The sequence below is a fragment of the Salinivibrio sp. ML323 genome, from assembly GCF_001995745.1.
Classification (GTDB): domain Bacteria; phylum Pseudomonadota; class Gammaproteobacteria; order Enterobacterales; family Vibrionaceae; genus Salinivibrio; species Salinivibrio kushneri.
Map to the genome: position 1 here is coordinate 25,253 of NZ_MUES01000007.1, position 19,720 is coordinate 44,972.

At 51.1% G+C, this 19,720-nt stretch carries 13 protein-coding genes and 1 pseudogene; 5 read left to right on the top strand and 9 right to left on the bottom strand.

Annotated elements, in window-relative coordinates:
* Positions 1 to 269 precede the first annotated feature (269 nt).
* A complete protein-coding gene (locus tag BZG13_RS07070; protein WP_069362512.1) occupies positions 270 to 767 on the top strand; it encodes a MarR family winged helix-turn-helix transcriptional regulator in 498 nt (165 codons plus the stop codon).
* Between the two features lie 276 nt (positions 768 to 1,043).
* On the opposite strand, the gene BZG13_RS07075 is transcribed toward BZG13_RS07070, so the two are convergent.
* Positions 1,044 to 1,904 carry an aldo/keto reductase gene (locus BZG13_RS07075; protein ID WP_077458279.1) on the bottom strand — a complete coding sequence of 287 codons (861 nt, stop codon included), beginning with the start codon at positions 1,902 to 1,904 and terminating at the stop codon, positions 1,044 to 1,046.
* Between the two features lie 289 nt (positions 1,905 to 2,193).
* Here BZG13_RS07075 and BZG13_RS07080 point away from each other — a divergent pair, with 289 nt between their 5' ends.
* The 3 genes from BZG13_RS07080 (at position 2,194) to BZG13_RS07090 (ending at position 7,631) form a co-directional block, all read left to right on the top strand.
* Complete coding sequence (locus BZG13_RS07080; protein ID WP_077458229.1) at positions 2,194 to 2,691, top strand: GNAT family N-acetyltransferase; 498 nt, start codon at positions 2,194 to 2,196, stop codon at positions 2,689 to 2,691.
* Positions 2,692 to 2,791: 100 nt separating this feature from the next.
* The gene (locus tag BZG13_RS07085) at positions 2,792 to 5,107 is read left to right on the top strand and encodes a methyl-accepting chemotaxis protein (RefSeq protein WP_077486077.1); all 2,316 of its coding nucleotides are present in this window, start codon (positions 2,792 to 2,794) and stop codon (positions 5,105 to 5,107) included.
* Between the two features lie 208 nt (positions 5,108 to 5,315).
* On the top strand, positions 5,316 to 7,631 hold the full coding sequence (locus tag BZG13_RS07090; protein ID WP_077486079.1) for a methyl-accepting chemotaxis protein: 2,316 nt from the start codon (positions 5,316 to 5,318) through the stop codon (positions 7,629 to 7,631).
* 54 nt (positions 7,632 to 7,685) lie between these two features.
* On the opposite strand, the gene mukB is transcribed toward BZG13_RS07090, so the two are convergent.
* Genes mukB through cmoM form a run of 4 tightly spaced genes read right to left on the bottom strand, consistent with a single transcriptional unit; the run spans position 7,686 to position 15,016 of the window.
* The gene (gene mukB / locus BZG13_RS07095) at positions 7,686 to 12,137 is read right to left on the bottom strand and encodes a chromosome partition protein MukB (RefSeq protein WP_077486081.1); all 4,452 of its coding nucleotides are present in this window, start codon (positions 12,135 to 12,137) and stop codon (positions 7,686 to 7,688) included.
* On the bottom strand, positions 12,134 to 12,865 hold the full coding sequence (gene mukE, locus BZG13_RS07100; RefSeq protein ID WP_077458237.1) for a chromosome partition protein MukE: 732 nt from the start codon (positions 12,863 to 12,865) through the stop codon (positions 12,134 to 12,136). The genes mukB and mukE overlap by 4 nt, the downstream gene beginning before the upstream one ends.
* Positions 12,846 to 14,210: a chromosome partition protein MukF gene (mukF, locus tag BZG13_RS07105; RefSeq protein ID WP_077486083.1), complete on the bottom strand. Its 1,365-nt coding sequence runs from the start codon at positions 14,208 to 14,210 to the stop codon at positions 12,846 to 12,848. The genes mukE and mukF overlap by 20 nt, the downstream gene beginning before the upstream one ends.
* Entirely contained in the window at positions 14,207 to 15,016 is an 810-nt protein-coding gene (gene cmoM, locus BZG13_RS07110) for a tRNA uridine 5-oxyacetic acid(34) methyltransferase CmoM (protein ID WP_077486167.1), read from the bottom strand. Before cmoM ends, mukF begins: the two co-directional genes overlap by 4 nt.
* 115 nt (positions 15,017 to 15,131) lie before the next feature.
* Between cmoM and elyC the strand changes: the two genes are divergently transcribed.
* On the top strand, positions 15,132 to 15,905 hold the full coding sequence (elyC, locus tag BZG13_RS07115) for an envelope biogenesis factor ElyC (RefSeq protein ID WP_077486085.1): 774 nt from the start codon (positions 15,132 to 15,134) through the stop codon (positions 15,903 to 15,905).
* 86 nt (positions 15,906 to 15,991) lie between these two features.
* Here the strand turns inward: elyC and kdsB are convergent, their stop codons facing one another.
* From kdsB to msbA, 4 genes and pseudogenes are all read right to left on the bottom strand, one after another.
* Positions 15,992 to 16,759: a 3-deoxy-manno-octulosonate cytidylyltransferase gene (gene kdsB, locus BZG13_RS07120; protein WP_077486087.1), complete on the bottom strand. Its 768-nt coding sequence runs from the start codon at positions 16,757 to 16,759 to the stop codon at positions 15,992 to 15,994.
* Entirely contained in the window at positions 16,756 to 16,938 is a 183-nt protein-coding gene (locus BZG13_RS07125; protein WP_046073143.1) for a Trm112 family protein, read from the bottom strand. The genes kdsB and BZG13_RS07125 overlap by 4 nt, the downstream gene beginning before the upstream one ends.
* A pseudogene (gene lpxK / locus BZG13_RS07130) lies at positions 16,919 to 17,943 on the bottom strand (tetraacyldisaccharide 4'-kinase). Before lpxK ends, BZG13_RS07125 begins: the two are co-directional and overlap by 20 nt.
* Before the next feature lie 2 nt (positions 17,944 to 17,945).
* Positions 17,946 to 19,700: a lipid A ABC transporter ATP-binding protein/permease MsbA gene (msbA, locus tag BZG13_RS07135; RefSeq protein WP_077486089.1), complete on the bottom strand. Its 1,755-nt coding sequence runs from the start codon at positions 19,698 to 19,700 to the stop codon at positions 17,946 to 17,948.
* Between the last annotated feature and the right edge of the window lie 20 nt (positions 19,701 to 19,720).

Consider the following 19,720-nt stretch of genomic DNA (forward strand, 5'->3'; position numbering starts at 1 on the left):
TTGGTGCAACGTGTTGCAACGCTGATCCGACCTCTTGACTACTTAAACTAATGACTATGTAGCACTTTTTGCGTCCGCTCACTGAAACAGTTAAAAATAACAATAAATTAGATTTAATTTACACGCTAAGGGTTATAATAGACTGAAAGCACATTGATTATTTGATAGTGAAAAAACCATAAAAAATCGATTTTTCTCTCGATGCCTTTGCACTCCAACCGCGGGTATTGTAAGTTTCGTTGGCGATTTTTTCTGGTGGAGGTGAATAAATGGAAAAACACGAAGAAGTACTGGTTGCGCTGCGGCAAATCATCCGCGCAATAGACTTGCATTCACGAAAACTTAACAAAGTCTCTGGGATCACGGGCCCACAGCTGGTGTTGATGCGTGCGATCAAAGAGTTGGGTCAAGTGACTATTCGTAAGCTCTCTACTCACACCAACATGAGCCAGGCAACGGCAACGACGATTCTTGATCGTCTTGAGAAGCGCGGATTAATTTTGCGTGTTCGTAGTGAGCTTGATAAACGTAAAGTGCACGCCCACTTGACCGAGCAAGGGGAAGCCGCGTTAGAACAGGCACCCAAACCCCTACAAGAAAACTTTATTTCACGCTTTCAAAGTTTAGATGAGTGGGAGCAATCGTTATTACTGTCTTCGGTACAGCGTATCTCTTCGATGATGAACGCCGATGATATTGATGCGGCACCGATGTTAGAAGTGTCTGCCCTCACCTCACATAATTCGCAACTCCAAGCAAAAAAATAATGGTCTCCGGCGGGTAAACAGGATGTCTCCACCGGTCTCACCTGCCTACTACGGCGTAGTAAAAGAAAGTGGCGTATTAAAAGCAAGGGACGTTCGCTTTTTGTCGCCATCAGTCGTGCGCTGGCCCTGCATGCTACTTTCAGTCGCACCGTTTAGCGTTTTCCACTCATTCGTCATACATATCACCTAGTGACCCTTTCCGTCACTGAACAATCAACAAAAAGACGGCTAATAGCCGCCTTATTAATTGAGAGTCAGTCGGTTACACGCTGTTATTTAAGGGACATTGTGCCCTTTTGACGCCACCCATATCCGATACCATTGCTCACGCGTGAGGTTGAGGTCATAAGCCGCTTTGGCAGCTTTAACGCGTTCAATATTCCCCGAGCCAATAATCGGCAAAGGTTGAGACGGATGACGCATCACCCAGGCATAAATCACCTGATCGATCGTCGCACCACCTAGCTCTTCGCCAATAGCATGCAAGGTATCACGTACCCGTACAGCCTGCTCAGACTCACCGTTAAACATCTCGCCGCCTGCAAGGCAAGACCACGCCATCGGTTTAATACGCAACCGCTGTAACTGATCCAGCGTACCGTCATGCACCACATCAAACCGTAGCGGGTTGATTTCCACTTGGTTGGTCACCAAGGATTCATCCCAACGAGACTGAAGCAGGTCGAACTGTGAAGGCGTAAAGTTAGAGACACCAAAGTGCGCCACCTTGCCGTGGTGGCGCAGCGTCGTGAAGGCTTCAGCCACTTCATCTGCATCCATTAACGCATCAGGACGGTGGAGCAGTAACACATCCAGTTTTTCTACGCCCAAGCGTGACAAGGAGTTATCCACCGACGCCAAAATATGCCGGTAACTGGTATCGTAATGGTTGATTTTACGGTTTGGGGCCGCCTCACTGACCAAATTGATATCGCATTTCGACACCACTTGGATATCATCTCTGACGCTGGGGTCAAGCTTCAGCGCTTGGCCAAACAGTGTCTCACAGCGATAATCGCCGTAAATATCCGCATGGTCGACCGTGGTAATACCTAAGTCGATGTGTGCCTTAAGAAAGCTTAAGCGCTGCTGCGGCGTCATTTGCCAATCATCCAGCCGCCAGTAACCTTGCACCATGGGCGAGAAAAACGGACCGACTGGAGAAATAGATGTCGCTTTAAACTCTGACAAAACGGATCCTTTATGCCGAGAACTAGAAACCTCATGCTAATCCGATCTTCCGCCACCCTCAATGCCTTATCGAGCATTTTGTTAGCCTAACAGTGCGTGCGTTTGTTTTCGCGCAAAAGACAGCAACATTTGGGTATTAAATGCACGACAAGTGTTTCATTTATCACCAACACTTGGCGGATGCGTTGAACTTCGTTATCTTATATCGCGCAAAAAAAGCGAAAAGGAAGCGAAAATGCTTATTCGACGCATGGAATTGCGTGATTGTGACGCGATCAATACGATTTATAATTATTACATTACACACACTGCCATTACGTTTGACTTGTGCCCATGGCCATTAGCTGAACGTGAACAATGGTTCGCTCAGTTTGATCCTTCCTCCTGCTATCAAGCCTGGGTGGCAGAGCAAGACCAACAAATCCTTGGCTTTGCTTACAATACGCCTTTCAATCCCAAGCAGGCTTTCCACATCGCCTCAGAAATCACCATTTATGCGGCCCCCGATGCCGGTGGCCGTGGGGTTGGCTCGGCATTAATGCAAACCTTGCTCGACGGAATGCGCGATAAGGCCCTGCGCCGCGCCTATTCTCTCGTCACGCTACCTAACCCAGCGTCATTGGCATTGCATCGTCGCTTTGGCTTCCAACAAGTTGGACAGCTAAATGATGTCGGTGAAAAGTTTGGCCAATACCACAGTGTGGCCATGCTAGAGTGCGACCTGACGGTTTGAGCATGTTATTTCCCTATCGAATAAGCCCCCACCTCCACTTTACGCCAGTAAGGTGCCTTGATTTGATGCCGTCATAACGACGTTTCAGGAGTTTAGTAGTATGAAAGTTCGCACCAAGGTTTCTGCGGCGATCATCTCCGCCTGTGTTATTTGTATTGTCGCCACCGCCGCGGTGTTGGCAAACCGAACCACCACACTGTTTGGCGATGAAATGCGAGAGCAGGCCATTAGCCAGCTCAAAGCCGTACGCGAAGCCAAGCACTCTGAATTAACCAGTTATTTTTCATTTATCGGCCAACAATTGACCTCAATGGCCGACTCCACCATGACCGAAAACGCGGTAACGTCTTTTAGCCAAGCTTATCGACGCTACAGCCGTGAAGTCCGCACTGATAGAGCGGCCCGGCGCGCGCTGCAAGGCTACTACACCGACACCTTCGGCGATGTTTACCAAGCGCGCAACGATACCAACGCCAATGCACGCTCCAACCTCGCAGCGCTCGCCCCTGCCACGCGGACACTGCAGCAATTTTATATCAGCGGCAGCCCCCATCCTTTGGGCGAGAAAGACAAGTTGGTGACCACCAATGATGGCTCCACGTATGACAAGGTGCACACTCAATATCACCCTAACTATCACCGCTTTGCCGAAACGTTTGGCTACCAAGACATCGTGTTAGCCGATGCCAATGGCCGTATTGTCTACTCGGTGGCCAAAGAGATTGACTTTGGAACCAGCTTATTTGCGGGTCCCTACGCTACTAGCGGCATGGGTGATGCCTTTTTAGAGGCGATTGATGCAAAAGCCGGCGCCATCAGTTTTGTGGATTATCGCCCTTACTTTCCCAGCTACGATGAACCGGCCTCATTTATCGCCACCCCTATCGTCGAGAACGGCGAAACGCAGGGTGTACTCATCTTTAAATTGCCGATTCAGCGTTTAAGTGGCGTGATCAGCAGTCAAGGCCAATGGCAGTCAGCAGGCTTTGGACAAAGCGGCGAAATGTTTATGGTCGGGCCTGATAACGTCCTTCGCACCGAAGCGCGCGCTTTACAAGAGGATAAATCTGAGTATCTACACTTGCTGCGCACCAATGGCGTCAAACCCGATTTGGTTCGCCGCATTGATTTCACCGATACCGCCGCGGGCCAAATGCCCATGGCGTCGCAAAGCATTGCTCAAGCGCTGGCGGGCAAAACGGGCACTGGCAAAGAGCAGAGTTATCGCAACCAAACCGTCTATACCGCTTACTCACCGATTGATGTCTTCGGCAAACGCTGGGCGCTGGTCAATCAAATCAGTCAACAGGAAGCGCTATCACAAGTGGCGACCATGCAGGGTACCATTCTCAAAGCGACGGTTATTACCTCGTTGGTACTTGTTGGCGTGGCGATCGTAATTGCCTATATTCTCGGTGGCAATATTGCCAAACCCATGATTGCGGTCACTACACGTATTAAATCCATTGCAGAAGATAAAGACTTAACCCAACGTTTACCTGATAGCGGTAAAGACGAAATGGCGCTGCTTGGTCGCTCGCTCAATGATATGTTCGCAAGCTTCCAACAAGTGATCCAAGAGGCGCACCAAGCATCTGGGCTACTCGGCCAAGCCTCCAGCGACATCAATCAAGATGTGGTAACCATGCGCGATCGCGTGACCGATCAGGTCAAGCATACCCATCAAGTTGCCTCAGCAGCGACAGAAATGGCTACCTCCGTCACAGATGTTGCCCAGTATGCAGATCAAGCCTCCACCGCGTCTGGTGACATCACCCAAGCCGTCAACAAAGGCTCACGAATTGGTGACGACCTGGTTGCGCAAATCCGTACCTTGTCATCGAGTATGGACGCTGCAACAGCGACCATGGGGCGTTTATCGCAACAGAGCGAAGAAATCGGCACCGTACTGGATGTAATTCAAGCCATTGCCGAGCAAACCAACTTATTGGCACTGAATGCGGCGATTGAAGCGGCGCGCGCGGGCGAGCAAGGCCGCGGGTTCAGCGTGGTCGCCGAAGAGGTGCGCACCCTCGCCTCACGTACCCAAGACTCGACCGAAAGTATCCGCGATAAAATTGCCGCATTACGTCAAGAGACGCAGTCAGCGGTGGCAGATATGGATAACACCAGCCAAACCGTTGAGACCTGTGTGGACTATTGTCAGCAAAATAACGCTGCACTGGTTGATATTGCCAACATGGTCACCGAAATCAATCAGATGACCTCACACATTGCCAATGCCACCCAGCAGCAAACACAAGTGACGACAGAAATCAGCGAAAGCATCACAGACATTGCACAATCAGCTGAAACTGTCTCGCAGCGTACACATGACACCGCCGAAACCGTCACTGGCTTAAGCCAACGATCAGCACGCCTGGCTGACACTATCGGTCATTTTAAAACACAATAAGCACTCTTGACGTTGAGAGGAGGCCCTCACGCCTCCTCTTTTTATTGGAACAGTTCACCCACATTTAGTGATGTTTTTGCCTAGAACTCACGTATAACGACTACCTTACTAGGCAATAACATCCATTTTTAATCAATTGATATTTTTTTCTGTGCACTTTTATCGGTCGTGACTAGATTCAAAATGTGAGGTAGGAAGGAGTGTCACGATGAGAATCAGCAATAAGATCACGCTCGCCATTGTTGCAGCATCATTAATCTGTGTGTTAACCATTGCGGCTATCTTAGCGTTTCGGGCTATCGGCTTATCATCACAGGCACTGGAGAAGAAAGAAAAGTCGMACCTAACAGCGGTGAAAGCGTCTAAAAAGTCAGAAATAAGTAACTATTTTAAGTTCATTGGTGATCAAATTAATACGCTGTCAGACTCAACCATGACAGAGGATGCACTGGCACAATTGACGCAAGCGTTTGAAAACATCGCCGCAGACAGCGCCATCTCCCCCGAACAAGAAAGCCAATTGGCAAGTTATTACCGCAATCAATTTGGCGCAACCTATCAAGAGATAAATGATACATCCACCGACGTAATGGGAAAATACAATCAGTTACCTGATGTAGCGAAACGGTTGCAACACGCGTATATCAGTGATAATCCCCACCCATTAGGAAGTAAAGATGCGATGGCAAAAGCCAACGACGGCAGTGTCTACAGTGAGATCCACAGCGTCTTTCATCCCAACTTTCAGCATTATTTAAAGACCTTCGGCTACTACGATATTTTCCTGGTCGATAATCAGGGCAATATTGTCTATAGCGTTTACAAAGAGCTGGATTACGCGACCAACCTGTTAACCGGCCCGTATTCAACCAGTGGCCTAGCAGATGCCTATAAAGCGGTACGCAACGCGCCTCAGGGTGAGCTGGGCTTTATAGACTTTCGCCCTTACTATCCCTCCTACGACAGTCCAGCTTCATTTATCTCGAGTCCAGTTTATAAAAATGGTCAGCAGATCGGGGCGTTGATATTTCAAATGCCGATCGATCGTATCAGTGAGCTCATTAGTAATAATGGTCAGTGGGCAGCGTCAGGGATGGGCAAAAGTGGTGAGATATTATTGGTTGGCCCCGATAACCTATTACGCACGCAACCCCGCCTGTTGAGTGACGACAAAGACGCCTACCTCGATGCGTTAGAGAGCCAAGGGCTTGATGCCGATACCATTCACCGCATTGATTATCAAAACTCCGCCGCTGGCAACCAACCTCTCGATAATCCCGCGGTAAAACGCGCGCTACGAGGGGAGCAAGGGTATATCACACAAACGAGTTATCGCAGTACGGAGGTGCTTGTATCTTACTCACCCATTGAGGTCTACGGAGTGACATGGGCGGTGATTAGCCAACAAGATGCCGACGAAGCCTTTACCGCCATAACCCAATTACGTTCCGACATCGGTGTTGTGACCGCATTCACTGCATTACTGCTCGGCAGCATCGCCGCACTGGCGGCGTACTGGTTGGGCAGAAGCATCGGCGCGCCTATTCTAAAACTCGCCACCAACATTAAACAGGTGGCAGACAGTAAAGACTTAACCATCACATTACACCATTCTGGTAAAGATGAGCTTTCTACGTTAGCTAACAGCCTCAACGAGATGTTCCAAAGCTTCCGAGAGGTGATTCAAAAAACACATGACGCCTCAAAAACCTTGTTGTCATCAGCCAGCGATATCAGTGATGACGTGGTGGCTGTACGTGGTCAAGTTGACGAGCAAGCCAAAAGCTCGAACCAGGTGGCCACCGCAGCCACACAGATGGCTGCCTCCATCAGCGAAGTATCAGAGCATGCGAGCAATGCCTCTGAAGCGTCCGACACGATTACCCAAACCGCCAATGAAGGCAGTCAAAAAGGCGAGGCCTTGGTTAGCCAAATGCAAACACTCAAAGATCATATGGACAAAGCCACCCGCTCGATGGAGAAGCTATCGCACGAGAGTGAGTCGATTGGAACGGTGTTAGATGTGATTCAAGAAATTGCCGAACAAACCAATTTGTTGGCACTCAATGCGGCGATTGAAGCRGCGCGAGCCGGTGAACAAGGACGCGGATTTGCGGTGGTCGCTGACGAAGTGCGCTCTCTCGCGACGCGGACCCAATCCTCTACCGAGGAAATTCGCGCCAAGGTCGATGCATTGCAACAGGAGACGCGCGGTGCCGCCGATGGAATGACCCAAGCCAATGACGCAGTGACCCAAAGCGTCGAGCATTGTTACGAAAACAACGACAAACTGGGTCAAATTAAAACCATGATTGAGCAAATCAACGAGATGAACATGCAGATTGCCACCGCAGCCAACCAGCAAACGCAGGTGACCGATGAAATCAGCCAAAATGTCAACACGATGGCGCAATCGGCTGACCATGTTTCAGAGCGTACGCGCAACACTGAACAAACCGTCAATCACCTACGAGAACACGCCAGCACCCTGGAAGCGCGGATCAGTCACTTTAAAACCGACTAAAACGCAAAGGGGTCAGCCTTAAGGCCGACCCCTTCTTTTCACCTTGACTGACGATTACTCCATCACCGGCTCGCGATCGAGCTCCCGACGCTTCTCTTCACCAAAGCCGCGTAAGCCCACGACATGGACGTGTTCGCGATCGTTGAAGATTTTACGCACCAGTTTATACGTCGTCCCTTGCTCTGGGCTGATGTTTTCCGGTGCCGCAATCAACAGCTGCATATCCAAGCGATGACACAACTCAAACAAGGTCGAGATCGATTTGGCATCCAGACGCGCTGCCTCATCCAGGAAGAGTAAGCGACAAGGGATCACATCTTTGCCACGCAGTCGGCGTGATTCTTCTTCCCAGCTTTGGATCACCATCAGCAAGATTGCCTGCCCAGTACCAATCGCTTCACCGGTCGACAACGCGCCGGATTCCGCTTTCAACCAGCCGTCGGTGCCACGATTCACCTCAATGTCTAATTCGAGGAAGTTGCGATAATCTAACAACTCTTCGCCTAAGGTCTGTGGCGCACGTTGCCCCATTTCAATATGCGGGTTTAAGCGCTGGAACAGTTTAGCCATCGCTTCCGAAAACGTCAGGTTTGGATTACCAAATAAATCTTGGTGCTGGTCAGCATGTTCAGCCAAGCCCATCAGCAACTGAGCATGGGTTTCACGGATAGACACATTCAGGCGCACGCCTTGCACTTGACCAAAGCCTACGTTCTGTAGCCCTTGGTTAAGCATGCGGATCCGGTTTTGTTCGCGCTGAATCGTCTTGCGAATAATATTAGCTACCGACTCGGAGCTGATCGCCAAGCGTTGTTCACGCTGCGTAAGCTCTTCAGTAAGACGGGCCAGTTCGACTTCCATTTCCTCAATCGCTTCGACCGGATCATCGGTGCGAATGATATCGTGACGGATACGTTCGCGCAGATGCTGATAAACAGCCACGTAGAACGAGACTTTACGCTCTGGTCGTCCAACATCCTCAGACGCCCGCAAGGCATCGCGCAAGGTTTCGTTGTCAGCAACCGCCAGGCGCAATGCCCCCAAGGATTTATCTGATAACGAACGCAACTCGTCAGCAGACATATACGCCATTTCTCGACGATGCAGTTGTTTTTCTACCCCATTGTCGCGCGCGATGCGCAGGACGCTACACCAGCCCGCTTTGGCGTTGACCACAAACTGACGCAGCTCTTTGTACTGCTTAAGCAGTTTACGCAGCTCTTTGGTCAGTGATTTGGTCTCCATCTCCAGCGATGTGATACCGCGGGAAAGCTCGCTATGGCGCTGCCGTGCCTGATGCATTTGCTCGTACAAAGCATCACGACGACTTTGCGCTCGCATCAGGGCGTCTTCATCCGCTTGCACACCTAACTCACTAAGCTCACGCTTAAACTCGTTCAATGTCTCTTGCTTAGATTGATGGGCGCTTTTGAGCGACGCGAGCACCTGATGATATTGGCTATTCTGCGACTGAATTTGCTTGAGCGATTCACGCTCACGTTGGCGCACCTGCTCGGCGTCTTTGAGTTTGGCTTTAAGCTGTTCGTTAAGCTCACTGCTTTGCGTCAGCATGTCTGACGCATCTTGATAGGCAAAATGCGGACGACGCTCCGCTAAATCGGCAACAGCAAACACTTGCTGCTTAATCGCCTGTAAGGTGTCATCCGCCTCTTGGTAGGCCTGTTCTAGTTTATCAAATTGCTCAGGGTCACTGTCGAGTGTTGCCAGGCTACTTTCCAATGCGGCCAAGGTTTTACCATGTTGTTGGATAAAACCTTGTGCTTCTTTGGCGGCCTCTACGCGCTCAACCGCTGCTTGCACGCGCGCGTCGAGATTCTCCTCTGTGAGCGCGTCGGCACAGTAGCGAAGCTTATCGAGAATTTGTAGCGCTTGCTGACAACGCGCCACCGCCGCCTCGTGTTGTACCAATACCTGCTTGGCTTCGGTTATTGCCCGCTGAGTCTGCGCACGTTTCTCGCGGCAAGCGGCGATCGCCTGTTCAGGATCGGGCTCAAACGCCACCGTGAGATGCTCAGCAATAAATTGACTAAATGCGTGTGACAAACGTTGCCACTTTTGTACATCAAAAGAGGCTTTGGCATGCTCTTCCACCAAGGCCTCCCGTTGTTCACGTAGCTGCTCAAGGCGGTGCTCACGGGCAGCTCGACCAAACAGAGGCGTAGCCGGGAAGCGCGAATAGCGCATTTGCCGATCGTTTAGGTGTACACACACGGCACCCGACAGCTCTTGAGCATCAAACACGCTATCATCAAACGCGTCGGCATCCCCCTCAATGATGTATAGATCATCGGGGCAAGCGTCCAAATCCGTCAGCTTATCCTTTACGCCTTTAAGATCAGGCACCACGATGGCATGCCGCGCCGGGCCATAGAGTGCGCTGAAATAAGGGGCGTCATCGAGCGTGATATCATCATAAATTTCAGAGAGTAAAGTTCCACCCAGGGTGTCGGCGAGGCCTTGCAATTGCGCATCGTCGCTGCCACCTGGCTGCGCTAATTGCTCAATCGCTTGTTCAATCTCTGTTTTTTGTTTACTCAACTGATCTTGGTGCTGCGTGCGCGTGCGTACCGCCTCATGCGTGGCATGCATCGCCTCCATCACCGCTTGACTGTCCACCAAAGTTTTTTCAGTTTGGCTTTCCAGTTTGGTCAAGGCGTCATTGGCCGCAAACCAAGTCGGTGCTTTTAGCTCAAGATCTTGGATTTGCGCGTCAACCACATCCTGTGTCCGCGCAAGCTCACGCAGTTGCTCAGCTTGGGTGTCTTTTTCCTCTTGTAGCGCGTCGCGTCGTGCTTGCTGCAGCGCGGCGGCTTGCTCGACCGCGTCACTGTCAGCCAGCGATTCGCCTGTTAGGTCCTGATATTCCGACACGAACTGGCTCGCTTGCTGATATTGCTCGGCCCGTTGGCTCAGTTCACGCTGCTCATACTGGCGCTGCGTCAGACTGTCGGCTAGATAGCGACACTCTCTGCCCTGCTCAACCCAGCGTTTGGCGGCCTTGCCAGCCTCAGCACGGGGCACAGAGGGATCAAGACGGTGCAAAAGATGCAAGCCCTGTTCAAACTGATTGGCCGTCGCTGACGCCAAATCGCGTTTATGCTTGAGTGACAGTACGCGATCGGTTTGTTCAGACTCTTGTGCTTTTAACGCGTGTAATCGTGTCGTGGCCTCGTCTGCACTGAGGGTCTCATCGCCAGTGAGGCGACGCGCGGTTTCCAAGGCATTGACGGCTTGTTGGTACTGCAGGGAACGCGTTTGTTGCGTGTTGAGCGCTTGTTGGTAGTCAGCAAGCTGAGTCTTGAGACTATCCACTTCCTCTTCACTTTGTGCCGCACGCAATTCAGCTTCAGCAAGCTGCTCTGTGGCCTCTTCCACCACCATGATTTGCTCTTCCAGCTTTTCAGAAAGATCGAGTAAGTCTTCCTCGTAACGCTGAATTWTTTCTTGTTGGCGCATCGCCGATTGCACCAACTGCAGATGATCAGCCGCCGCTTGGTGATCTTGTTCGAGGTGATCTTGTCCCGCCTCTAACTCGGCTAATTCTGCGCGCATGGTTTCCGCATGCTGCTGCTTTTGCTGCAACGTCTGCTGGGCAGCGTTCAGCTCCGCCCGCAACGACAGCGCTTGCTCAAGCTTACTACGACGCTCATTGGCATGGCGCATATAGTCCGAGGCCACATAATGGGTCGCTTCGGTGATCAAATGCTTAAACAAGTCACGGTCGCGTTGCGTCAGCTTGATCGCCTCTAGCGTCATACGGTTTTCTTTCAGCGCCACTTCCATATCTTGGAAGGCTTTTTTCACGCCGCCATTTTGTGGCAACAAATACTCGCGYAACGACTTGGTGATCGCGCTGGAAATACCGCCGTAGAGTGACGCCTCAATTAATCGATAAAACTTGCCTCTGTCTTGCTGGGTGCGCAGCTTTTTCGGTAGCACGCCAAACTCAAACATTTGCGCGTGATAGTCGGTGACCGAGTTAAAGGCTTTAAAGTGCGCGGTTTCATACTCACCCGCCGCCTCTTTTACCTCGTTAAGCTGACGGACTCGCGCTTGACCGTTATTTAAGGTCTCGACCAACACATCGGTCGGCGCCACAGAAGAAGGCAAGCCTTGTAAAACGAACGGCTTGATATCCACCTTCTTATCACGCCCCGCCACTTGTTGAAGACGCACCCCAAACAACACCCGCTGTTGGCGTGAATTCACCACATCCAAGGCGGCATAACAGGCACCTGGCTGCAATTTACCGTGCAAGCCCTTATCACGAGACGCGCTCGAGCTGCCTGCCTCTGTGGTGTTACGGAAGTGCAACAGGGTTTGGTCAGGGATCAATGAGGTGATAAACGCTGCCATAGTGGTCGACTTACCCGCGCCATTCCCGCCTGATAAGGTGGTGACAAGGGAGTCAATATCAAAGGTTCGGGCAAAAAAGCCGTTCCAGTTCACCATGGTGAGTGAGTGATACTTACCGCGCTGACTCATACTGTCGGCTCCTCCGTTGTCTCTGTATCGGCATTGTCTGCGTCTTCATCCGAGTGATCATCGAGCAGGCTTGATTGAATATGCGCTTGGCTGTGCACCACAGCTTCCCCGTCACGAATCAGACGCAACTGGGCTTCTTGTGGAGCGTCCCCGGCTCGTACATCGGCACCAAAGCGGAAAGTCGCTTCACTGACGCGGAATTTACTGCCTTCACCGATAGGTAAAATCATCCCAAGACGACGCAAACGTCGCAGCGAGGTTTTCACTTTGTCGAAAAGCTTTTCACGGTCAAGATCTGAGCCGGTGGCACGATGCGTGACCAACTTCATCAGTTTTTTCTCATCCGCCAACGCCAGCAGCTCATCAAACAGCTCTTGGGTGGTAAAGATCCCCTCTTGTGCCAAGCGCTCTGGGCTTAGGTACAGAAAACACAGGACTTTGCCAACCAGCATATCCAGTTCAGACAACACGCTGCGTCTAATTAAACTGGTTGAACGCGGGCGAAGATAGAAAAAGCCCTCTGGCGCGCGCACCAATTCAGCGTTATAACGCTGGTAGAAAATATTCAGCGCTTGCTCGTATTCCATCAGCAAGGCGTGGTTATCCAGATCGTCGCTGGCAATATGGCGGCCAGCACGCAATGCACTGTCCAACGCCGGGAACAAAGGGTTAGCAATGGCTTTTGCCAGCCCTTCTGGCATTGGCTGTTCAGTATTTATCGATGACATTCGCTTGTACCTTAGCTCCGAAGTCGTTAATCGCCTGCCAATCAGGCTGAATCGCGTTAAGATCAGATTGGGAGTAGCCCATGCGGACCGCTTGGTTGATCACTAAGCGCGCGAGATCAAAATGGCGAGCTTGTGGATGCTCGGCTAAGTAATCTTTCAGAACACGACCCAAGTCGATCGCTTGTCCGGTTTCTCGATGGCGGTTGAGCATCTGTGACACTGCCTGTGAAAGGCCATCGTCAACCACACTTAATTGTTCAAACGCCACTTCTTCTGGCATCTCGCCCGTGACTTCATCGTCACGTAACACCAGCGCTTCATCGCGCGTATCACGCAGTCGCTCCGCATCGGCGTAAGTCAAAAACCAAGGGCTATCAAAATAGTCGGAGACCGACTGGCGCAAACGCTGACTGAATGCACGGTTTTTATCCATATCAATCGCGGTACGAATAAATTTATGCACATGGCGATCGTAACCTATCCATAAATCGATGGCTTGCTGCCCCCAGTTCACGATACGGTCCAGCTTCATTTGCAAGCTGTATACCATGCTATCGACGAAATCGAGGTCATCGCGGCCGCGAACCACTTCTTGGATATCCAGCAGCTGGCTTTGAAGCTCATCCCCCGCCGCCTGCAGTGTTTCTTGCAACTCTTGCAAGGTGCTCGAGGTTTCGTTGAGCAAGTATTCGCAGTTAGCGATTGCGGCTTGCCAGTCCTGGGTGAGGAGCGCGGCAATGTCTTCTTTGACCTGTTGCTGCTGCTCATCCATTACCCGCTGGTTAAGATCGATGCGGTCAAAAATCTCGGCGACCGAGTACTTCAACACGCCATAAACGTTATGGCGCCAAAAAGTGGCATCCCCATCTTCTTCCGCCGCTCGGCGCGCCTTGGCAATTTCATCGGCCACCATGGATAGCTGTACTGAAAGCTTTAAGGTCGAGTACTCACGATGACGGGCGTAATAATCGGCAATACCGAGCGCCAATGGCGTGAGGCGGTAAATGCTGTCGCCATCAGTCATTTCACTGGTAAACCGACTTAGCAGTCTCGCTTGTACCATTTCGTTGATGGCATTGTTGGCGCGGAAGGCAACATTACCAAGACTGCCTCCTTCATCATTGGTAAACTGCTCGCTTACCAACCGAAAGACGTCCACGAGTTCGTGTTCACTCAACTCATCTTCTAATCGTTCCTGGCTCATTACCGCCATTGCCAGCAAGAATGCCAAGCGCTCCGGCGGCAGGTTTAACCCCAAGCCACTTTGTTTTACCCAACTGACCAACTCAGGTACTGTCTGAGCGTCGTCTGCCCAATGCTGGGAAGACTGAGCCTGATCACTCATCCGTTGTCCTTGTTTTCATCTTGATTGCTTGGGGCATGATGTTGGCCCCAGACATGAATATATCGCCCAAGAGACACAAACGGCTCTTGGCGGCAAAGCTGTTGCTCTAATGCAATAACTTGCTCAAAGGTAAAATCACCAATGTTGGTATCACGCATATAATCGTGAAAGGTGCGTACGCCTGTTTTACCTTTGAGGGTAATGTCACTGTCTTGCATCCATTGATAGACACTTTCGGGGTGCAAACCTTTGGGTGGCTGAAGTTTAAACCGCTTGCGATGCGGCATACCTTCCTCAACATGGGTGAGGTTACCGCACACGAGGTTCTTAAAGAGCAACCCGGTTTGGTTATAGAACATCACTGACGCCATCCCACCCGGTCGCAAGTGCTTGAGCAAGTCTTTCAACACCTGCTCCGGTTCGGCAGTCCACTCCAATACCGCATGGAATAAAATCACATCCGGTGGCTCGCTCAAATATTCGCCAATCGTCTGCGCCGAAGAATGAATCAGCTGATACTGCGCAAGTAAGCCCTGTTGTTCAATCTCCTGACGGGCTAAGTCGAGCATTTGCGAAGAAAGATCACATAAAGTGACCTTGTGACCACGCGCCGCCAAGTGCCGAGACATAGGGGCAACCCCACCACCCGCATCTAAAATATGCAGGGTCTGCTCAGGCGGGAAACAGTGCAGGATCTGCTCTATGTCCTGCCAAACAACCGCTTGGCGGATTTCGCCTTTGCCCGATCCATAAATGTTTTTAACAAATTTGTGGGCAATGTCGTCGAAATTTTTATCCTCAGTCACAATGGCATTCGTTATCATTGAGTGGTAGAAAGGCATATTCTGTCACAAGCCTTACGTTAATAAAGGTTTATGGCACTATTTGTGCCTCGTTTGACTATATTTCGGGCGACATTGCATGTTTGAATTAAAAAAACTTATCTCAACCTTGATAATGCCCTTGCCCGCGCTGCTGTTGTTGGGTCTTTTCGGGCTATGCCTGCTTTGGTTCTCTCAGCGTAAAAGGCTGGCATCTTTTGTTATCTTCGTTGCGTTTGCTGGGATTTTTCTCACTTCGTTTCAACCAGTCGCCTCGGGGCTCCTTCGTCCACTTGAGCGTCAATACACCGCGTTTCTCCCTACGGAAAAACCGGTAGACTTTGTAATGGTACTGGGCAACAGTCATGTGGTCGATGACGCTATCCCCCCAACCTCTGAGCTTTCTCGTGCGGCGTTAATGCGCCTGGCAGAAGGCATCCGTATTCACCGAATGTACCCCACTTCCAAGCTGATTTTGTCAGGCTATGACCATGGTTATGAAGTCAGCCATGCGCGTATGTTGGCACGAGTCGCAATGGCATTGGGGGTCAATAAAAACAGTATCCTGTTGCTTGAAACCGCCAAGGATACGTGGGAGGAAGCCTACCAAGCCGCATCGGTGGTTGGGAGTAGTAACCTAGTGCTCGTCACATCCGCGGCACACATGGATCGTGCCGTCTATGAGTTTCAAAGCGCTGGCCTCGATCCCATCCCCGCACCGACTAACTTCATGGCGCAAAAGCAAATTAAGCAGCCATGGATAAAATACGGTCCACGTGCGCAATACCTCGAGCAGTTCGAACGCTATTGGCACGAGCGATTGGGACAAGCATGGCAACGGCTCCGTGACTTTATCGCTCAGCCGACCAATTAAGCTCACCAACGCGTATCACCCACCAAAAAAGCCGCGATTAATTCGCGGCTTTGTTATTTTCATTCGCAGTAGGCGTAAAACTGCATCTATGCGTTGCTATCGGCGGCTAAATAGGCGCGCACTGCCTCTAAGTCTGCTTGGGTATCAACGCCATGCGGCGGCGTCTGTGTGGCAACGGCTACATGGATCTTCTCGCCATGCCATAGCACACGCAGTTGCTCCAATGACTCAATCTTCTCCAACGGGCTCGGTGTCCAGTGGATGTAACGGCTGATAAATCCTGCACGATAGCCATAAATACCAATGTGCCGCAGCAATGCTTGCGGGATCTCAGGTGATTCAGCTTCGAAATGGGTGCGATCCCACGGAATCGTGGCGCGGCTAAAATACAGGGCAAACCCTTTTTGATCCTTCACGACTTTGACCACATTGGGATTGAACACTTGCTCTTGGTCATCAATCGCAACCGCCAAGGTGGCCATCGGTGCCTGATCATTCTGACTAAGGTTCTCCGCCACTTGACCGATAACCGCTGCGGGGATCAAGGGTTCATCGCCTTGCACATTAACGATAATATCATCATCGGCAAAGCCATAACGTTCAACAACCTCGGCCAAGCGCTCAGTGCCAGACTCATGGTCGTCACGTGTTAAACACACTTCTCCACCAAAGGCTCTGACCGCCGCCTCAATACGCTGGTCGTCGGTGGCAACAATCACCTGAGTGGCACCCGCCGCTTGGGCGCGCTCATAAACGTGTTGGATCATTGGCTTGCCGGCGATATCAGCCAACGGTTTACCCGGCAAGCGGCTTGAGCCAAACCGCGCCGGGATCACCACATAAAACGGGCTCATCCCTGGACCTCTTCCAATGACATATCACGAGCTTCTGATTCAAGCAGCACGGGGATACCATCAATAATGGGATAAGCGACACGATCAAACTTACAAACTAACTCATTGTTATCGCGTTGATAATAGAGTTTGCCCTGGCATGATGGGCAGGCCACAATTTCAAGCAGACGGTGATCCATAGCGTTCCTTTATTTTTTATTCGCGTTTGTTTGCAAACGTTCTATCTTGGCGAGTACGGCCTGAGCTGCCTCGTCAGGCAGCCGCGCCTCTACCGGTAAATACCACCAGTTATCTTGGGCGATCCCTTGGTATTTTACCGCATCTTTTTCTGTCATCAGTAAATGTTGACCCTTCTTGCTCAAGCTGTCCAGCTCGTCGGCGTTGAGGGTTTGATGATCGTTAATCCCTTGGCTGTAAACAGGTGTCACGCCCATTTGCTGCAAGGTGTTAAAAAAGCGGGGAGGATGGCCAATCCCAGCAACTGCCACTACTTGCGGTAGCATTGAGGCTTGGCAGCGTTGTCCCGTACGTAGGTTGACCGCCAAGCCAGGGACCAGATGCATCCCCCATTCTTGGCCTTGTGGCGTGCCGCCATTAGTGACCAACATATCGACACTCTCAAGCCTATCGAGTGATTCGCGCAAGGGTCCCAGGGGCAGATAGTGACCGTTACCAAACCGACGCTGACCATCGATGATCACGATCTCTATGTCTCTATCCAGCTGGTAGTGCTGAAGGCCATCATCCGTGACCACGATATCGACACCTTCTTGCAGGATACGTTTAACCGCCTCGCTGCGGTTGGGGTCAACACAAACCGGCACCTGAGTGCGGCGCGCAATTAATACTGGCTCGTCTCCCGCCGTGCGCGGTGGCGTGGTTTGGCTGAGTAATAGTGGATACTGCTCAGATTTGCCGCCATACCCGCGTGACACTACCCCTGGTCGGTAGCCATGCGCTTTTAGTTGTTCCACCAACCAGATCACAAACGGGGTTTTGCCATTGCCGCCAATCATGATGTTCCCCACCACGATAACCGGCACTGGCGCCGAATAGCGCCGTGTTTTGCCGCGTAAATATTGACGACGGCGATGGCGTGCCACGAGGCCAAATAAGGCGCTAAACGGCCTTAATAATACCGACCATAGCGGGCGTTGATGACCAAACCACAGTTGCTCTAGCATACTCAGTCACCAAACTGAATACGGTGAAGTTGTGCATAAGCACCGTCACGCTCAAGGAGTGCTTGATGACTGCCTCGTTCGACGATCTCACCTTCATCCACAACCAGTATCTGATCGGCATCTTCAATGGTCGACAGTCGGTGTGCTATCACCAACACAGTACGATCTTTTTGCAGCTCWTCCAATGCCGCCTGAATCGCACGTTCAGACTCGGTATCCAGTGCCGACGTGGCTTCATCCAGGATCAAAACGGGCGCATTGCGTAGCAAGGCACGCGCAATAGCCAAGCGTTGACGCTGTCCGCCAGACAAGCTCACCCCGTTTTCACCAATCATGGTGTCATAACCGTGGTCAAGCTCTCGAATAAAGTCATCCGCGTAGGCAAGCTTTGCGGCATGCTCTATTTGCTCACGGCTGTATTTATGTTCTGCGGCATACGCGATGTTATTCGCCACTGTGTCATTAAACAGGTGAACGTTTTGCGACACCACCGCGACATGCTGACGCAAATTACCCAGGGTATAGTCCTCAATCGGGACGCCATCGAGCGTAATCGCACCACTGTCTAGTTCATAAAAACGGGTTAACAGGTTAGCAATGGTGCTTTTTCCTGACCCTGAGCGCCCCACCAGGGCTAGGGTCTGACCCGCTGGCAGCTCAAAACTGACATGATTTAGCGCGGGTGCGTCGCGAGTGGGATAGGTGAAGACCACATCCTCGACCTTAATGTCGCCACTCACTTGCTCCACCGCGTGTGTCCCGGTGTCTTTTTCCGTTTCCAGCTCCATCAGGTTAAATAAACTGTGGCAGGCCGCCATCCCGCGTTGGAACTGAGAGGTCACGTTGGTCAAGGATTTAAGTGGGCGCATCAGACCAAACATGGCACCAAATACAACTGCAAAGGTACCTGCAGTTAGCTCAGAGCGAATCGCCTCGGTGTTGGCCAAAATCAGTACCACCACCAATGCCATGGAGGCAATCAACTGGATCACCGGGTTGGCAATCGCTTGTGCGGACACCAGCTTCATGGTCTGCTGGCGCATACGATTACTGACTTTCTCAAAACGCGTCTTTTCAACGTCTTGGCCACCATAACTTAACACTACTTTGTGCCCTTTAAGCATTTGCTCGGCGGAGCTAGTCACCGACCCCATGGCATCTTGCATATTGGAAGAAATGCGACGGAAGCGCTTAGAGACGATGCGGATAGAAATCGCCACCACTGGCGCAATCACCAGAAGAATGGCGGAGAGCTGCCAGCTTGACCAAAACATCAACGCCATCAAACCGATAATGGATGCCCCTTCGCGCACCAAACTGACCAAGGCGCTACTGGTCGCTGACGCGACTTGTTCTGAGTCATAGGTAATCCGAGAAAGCAGTGCACCGGACGACTCTTGGTCAAAAAAGCTGACGGGCATTTTCATAAAGTGATTGAACATCCGGCGGCGCATGGTCATCACCACATGACCCGACACCCAAGATAAGCAATAAGCGGATACAAAGCTCGACAAGCCACGTATCACCATGAGTGCGACCAAATAGACAGGCATCCATTTGAGGAAATCGCCTTTGACATCGTCATAAGTAAAGCCTTGGTCAAGCAGAGGCTTTAGCATTGAGAGCATCAGGGTGTCACTGGCGGCATTAATCACCAAGGCGATAATGGCAACAATCAGCCCTACTTTATAATTGGCAATGTAGGGCCACAGCTGCTTAAACGTCTGCCAGGTCGTTTTATCTTGATATTCGCTCATTAAAATCGTTTAGATGTGTT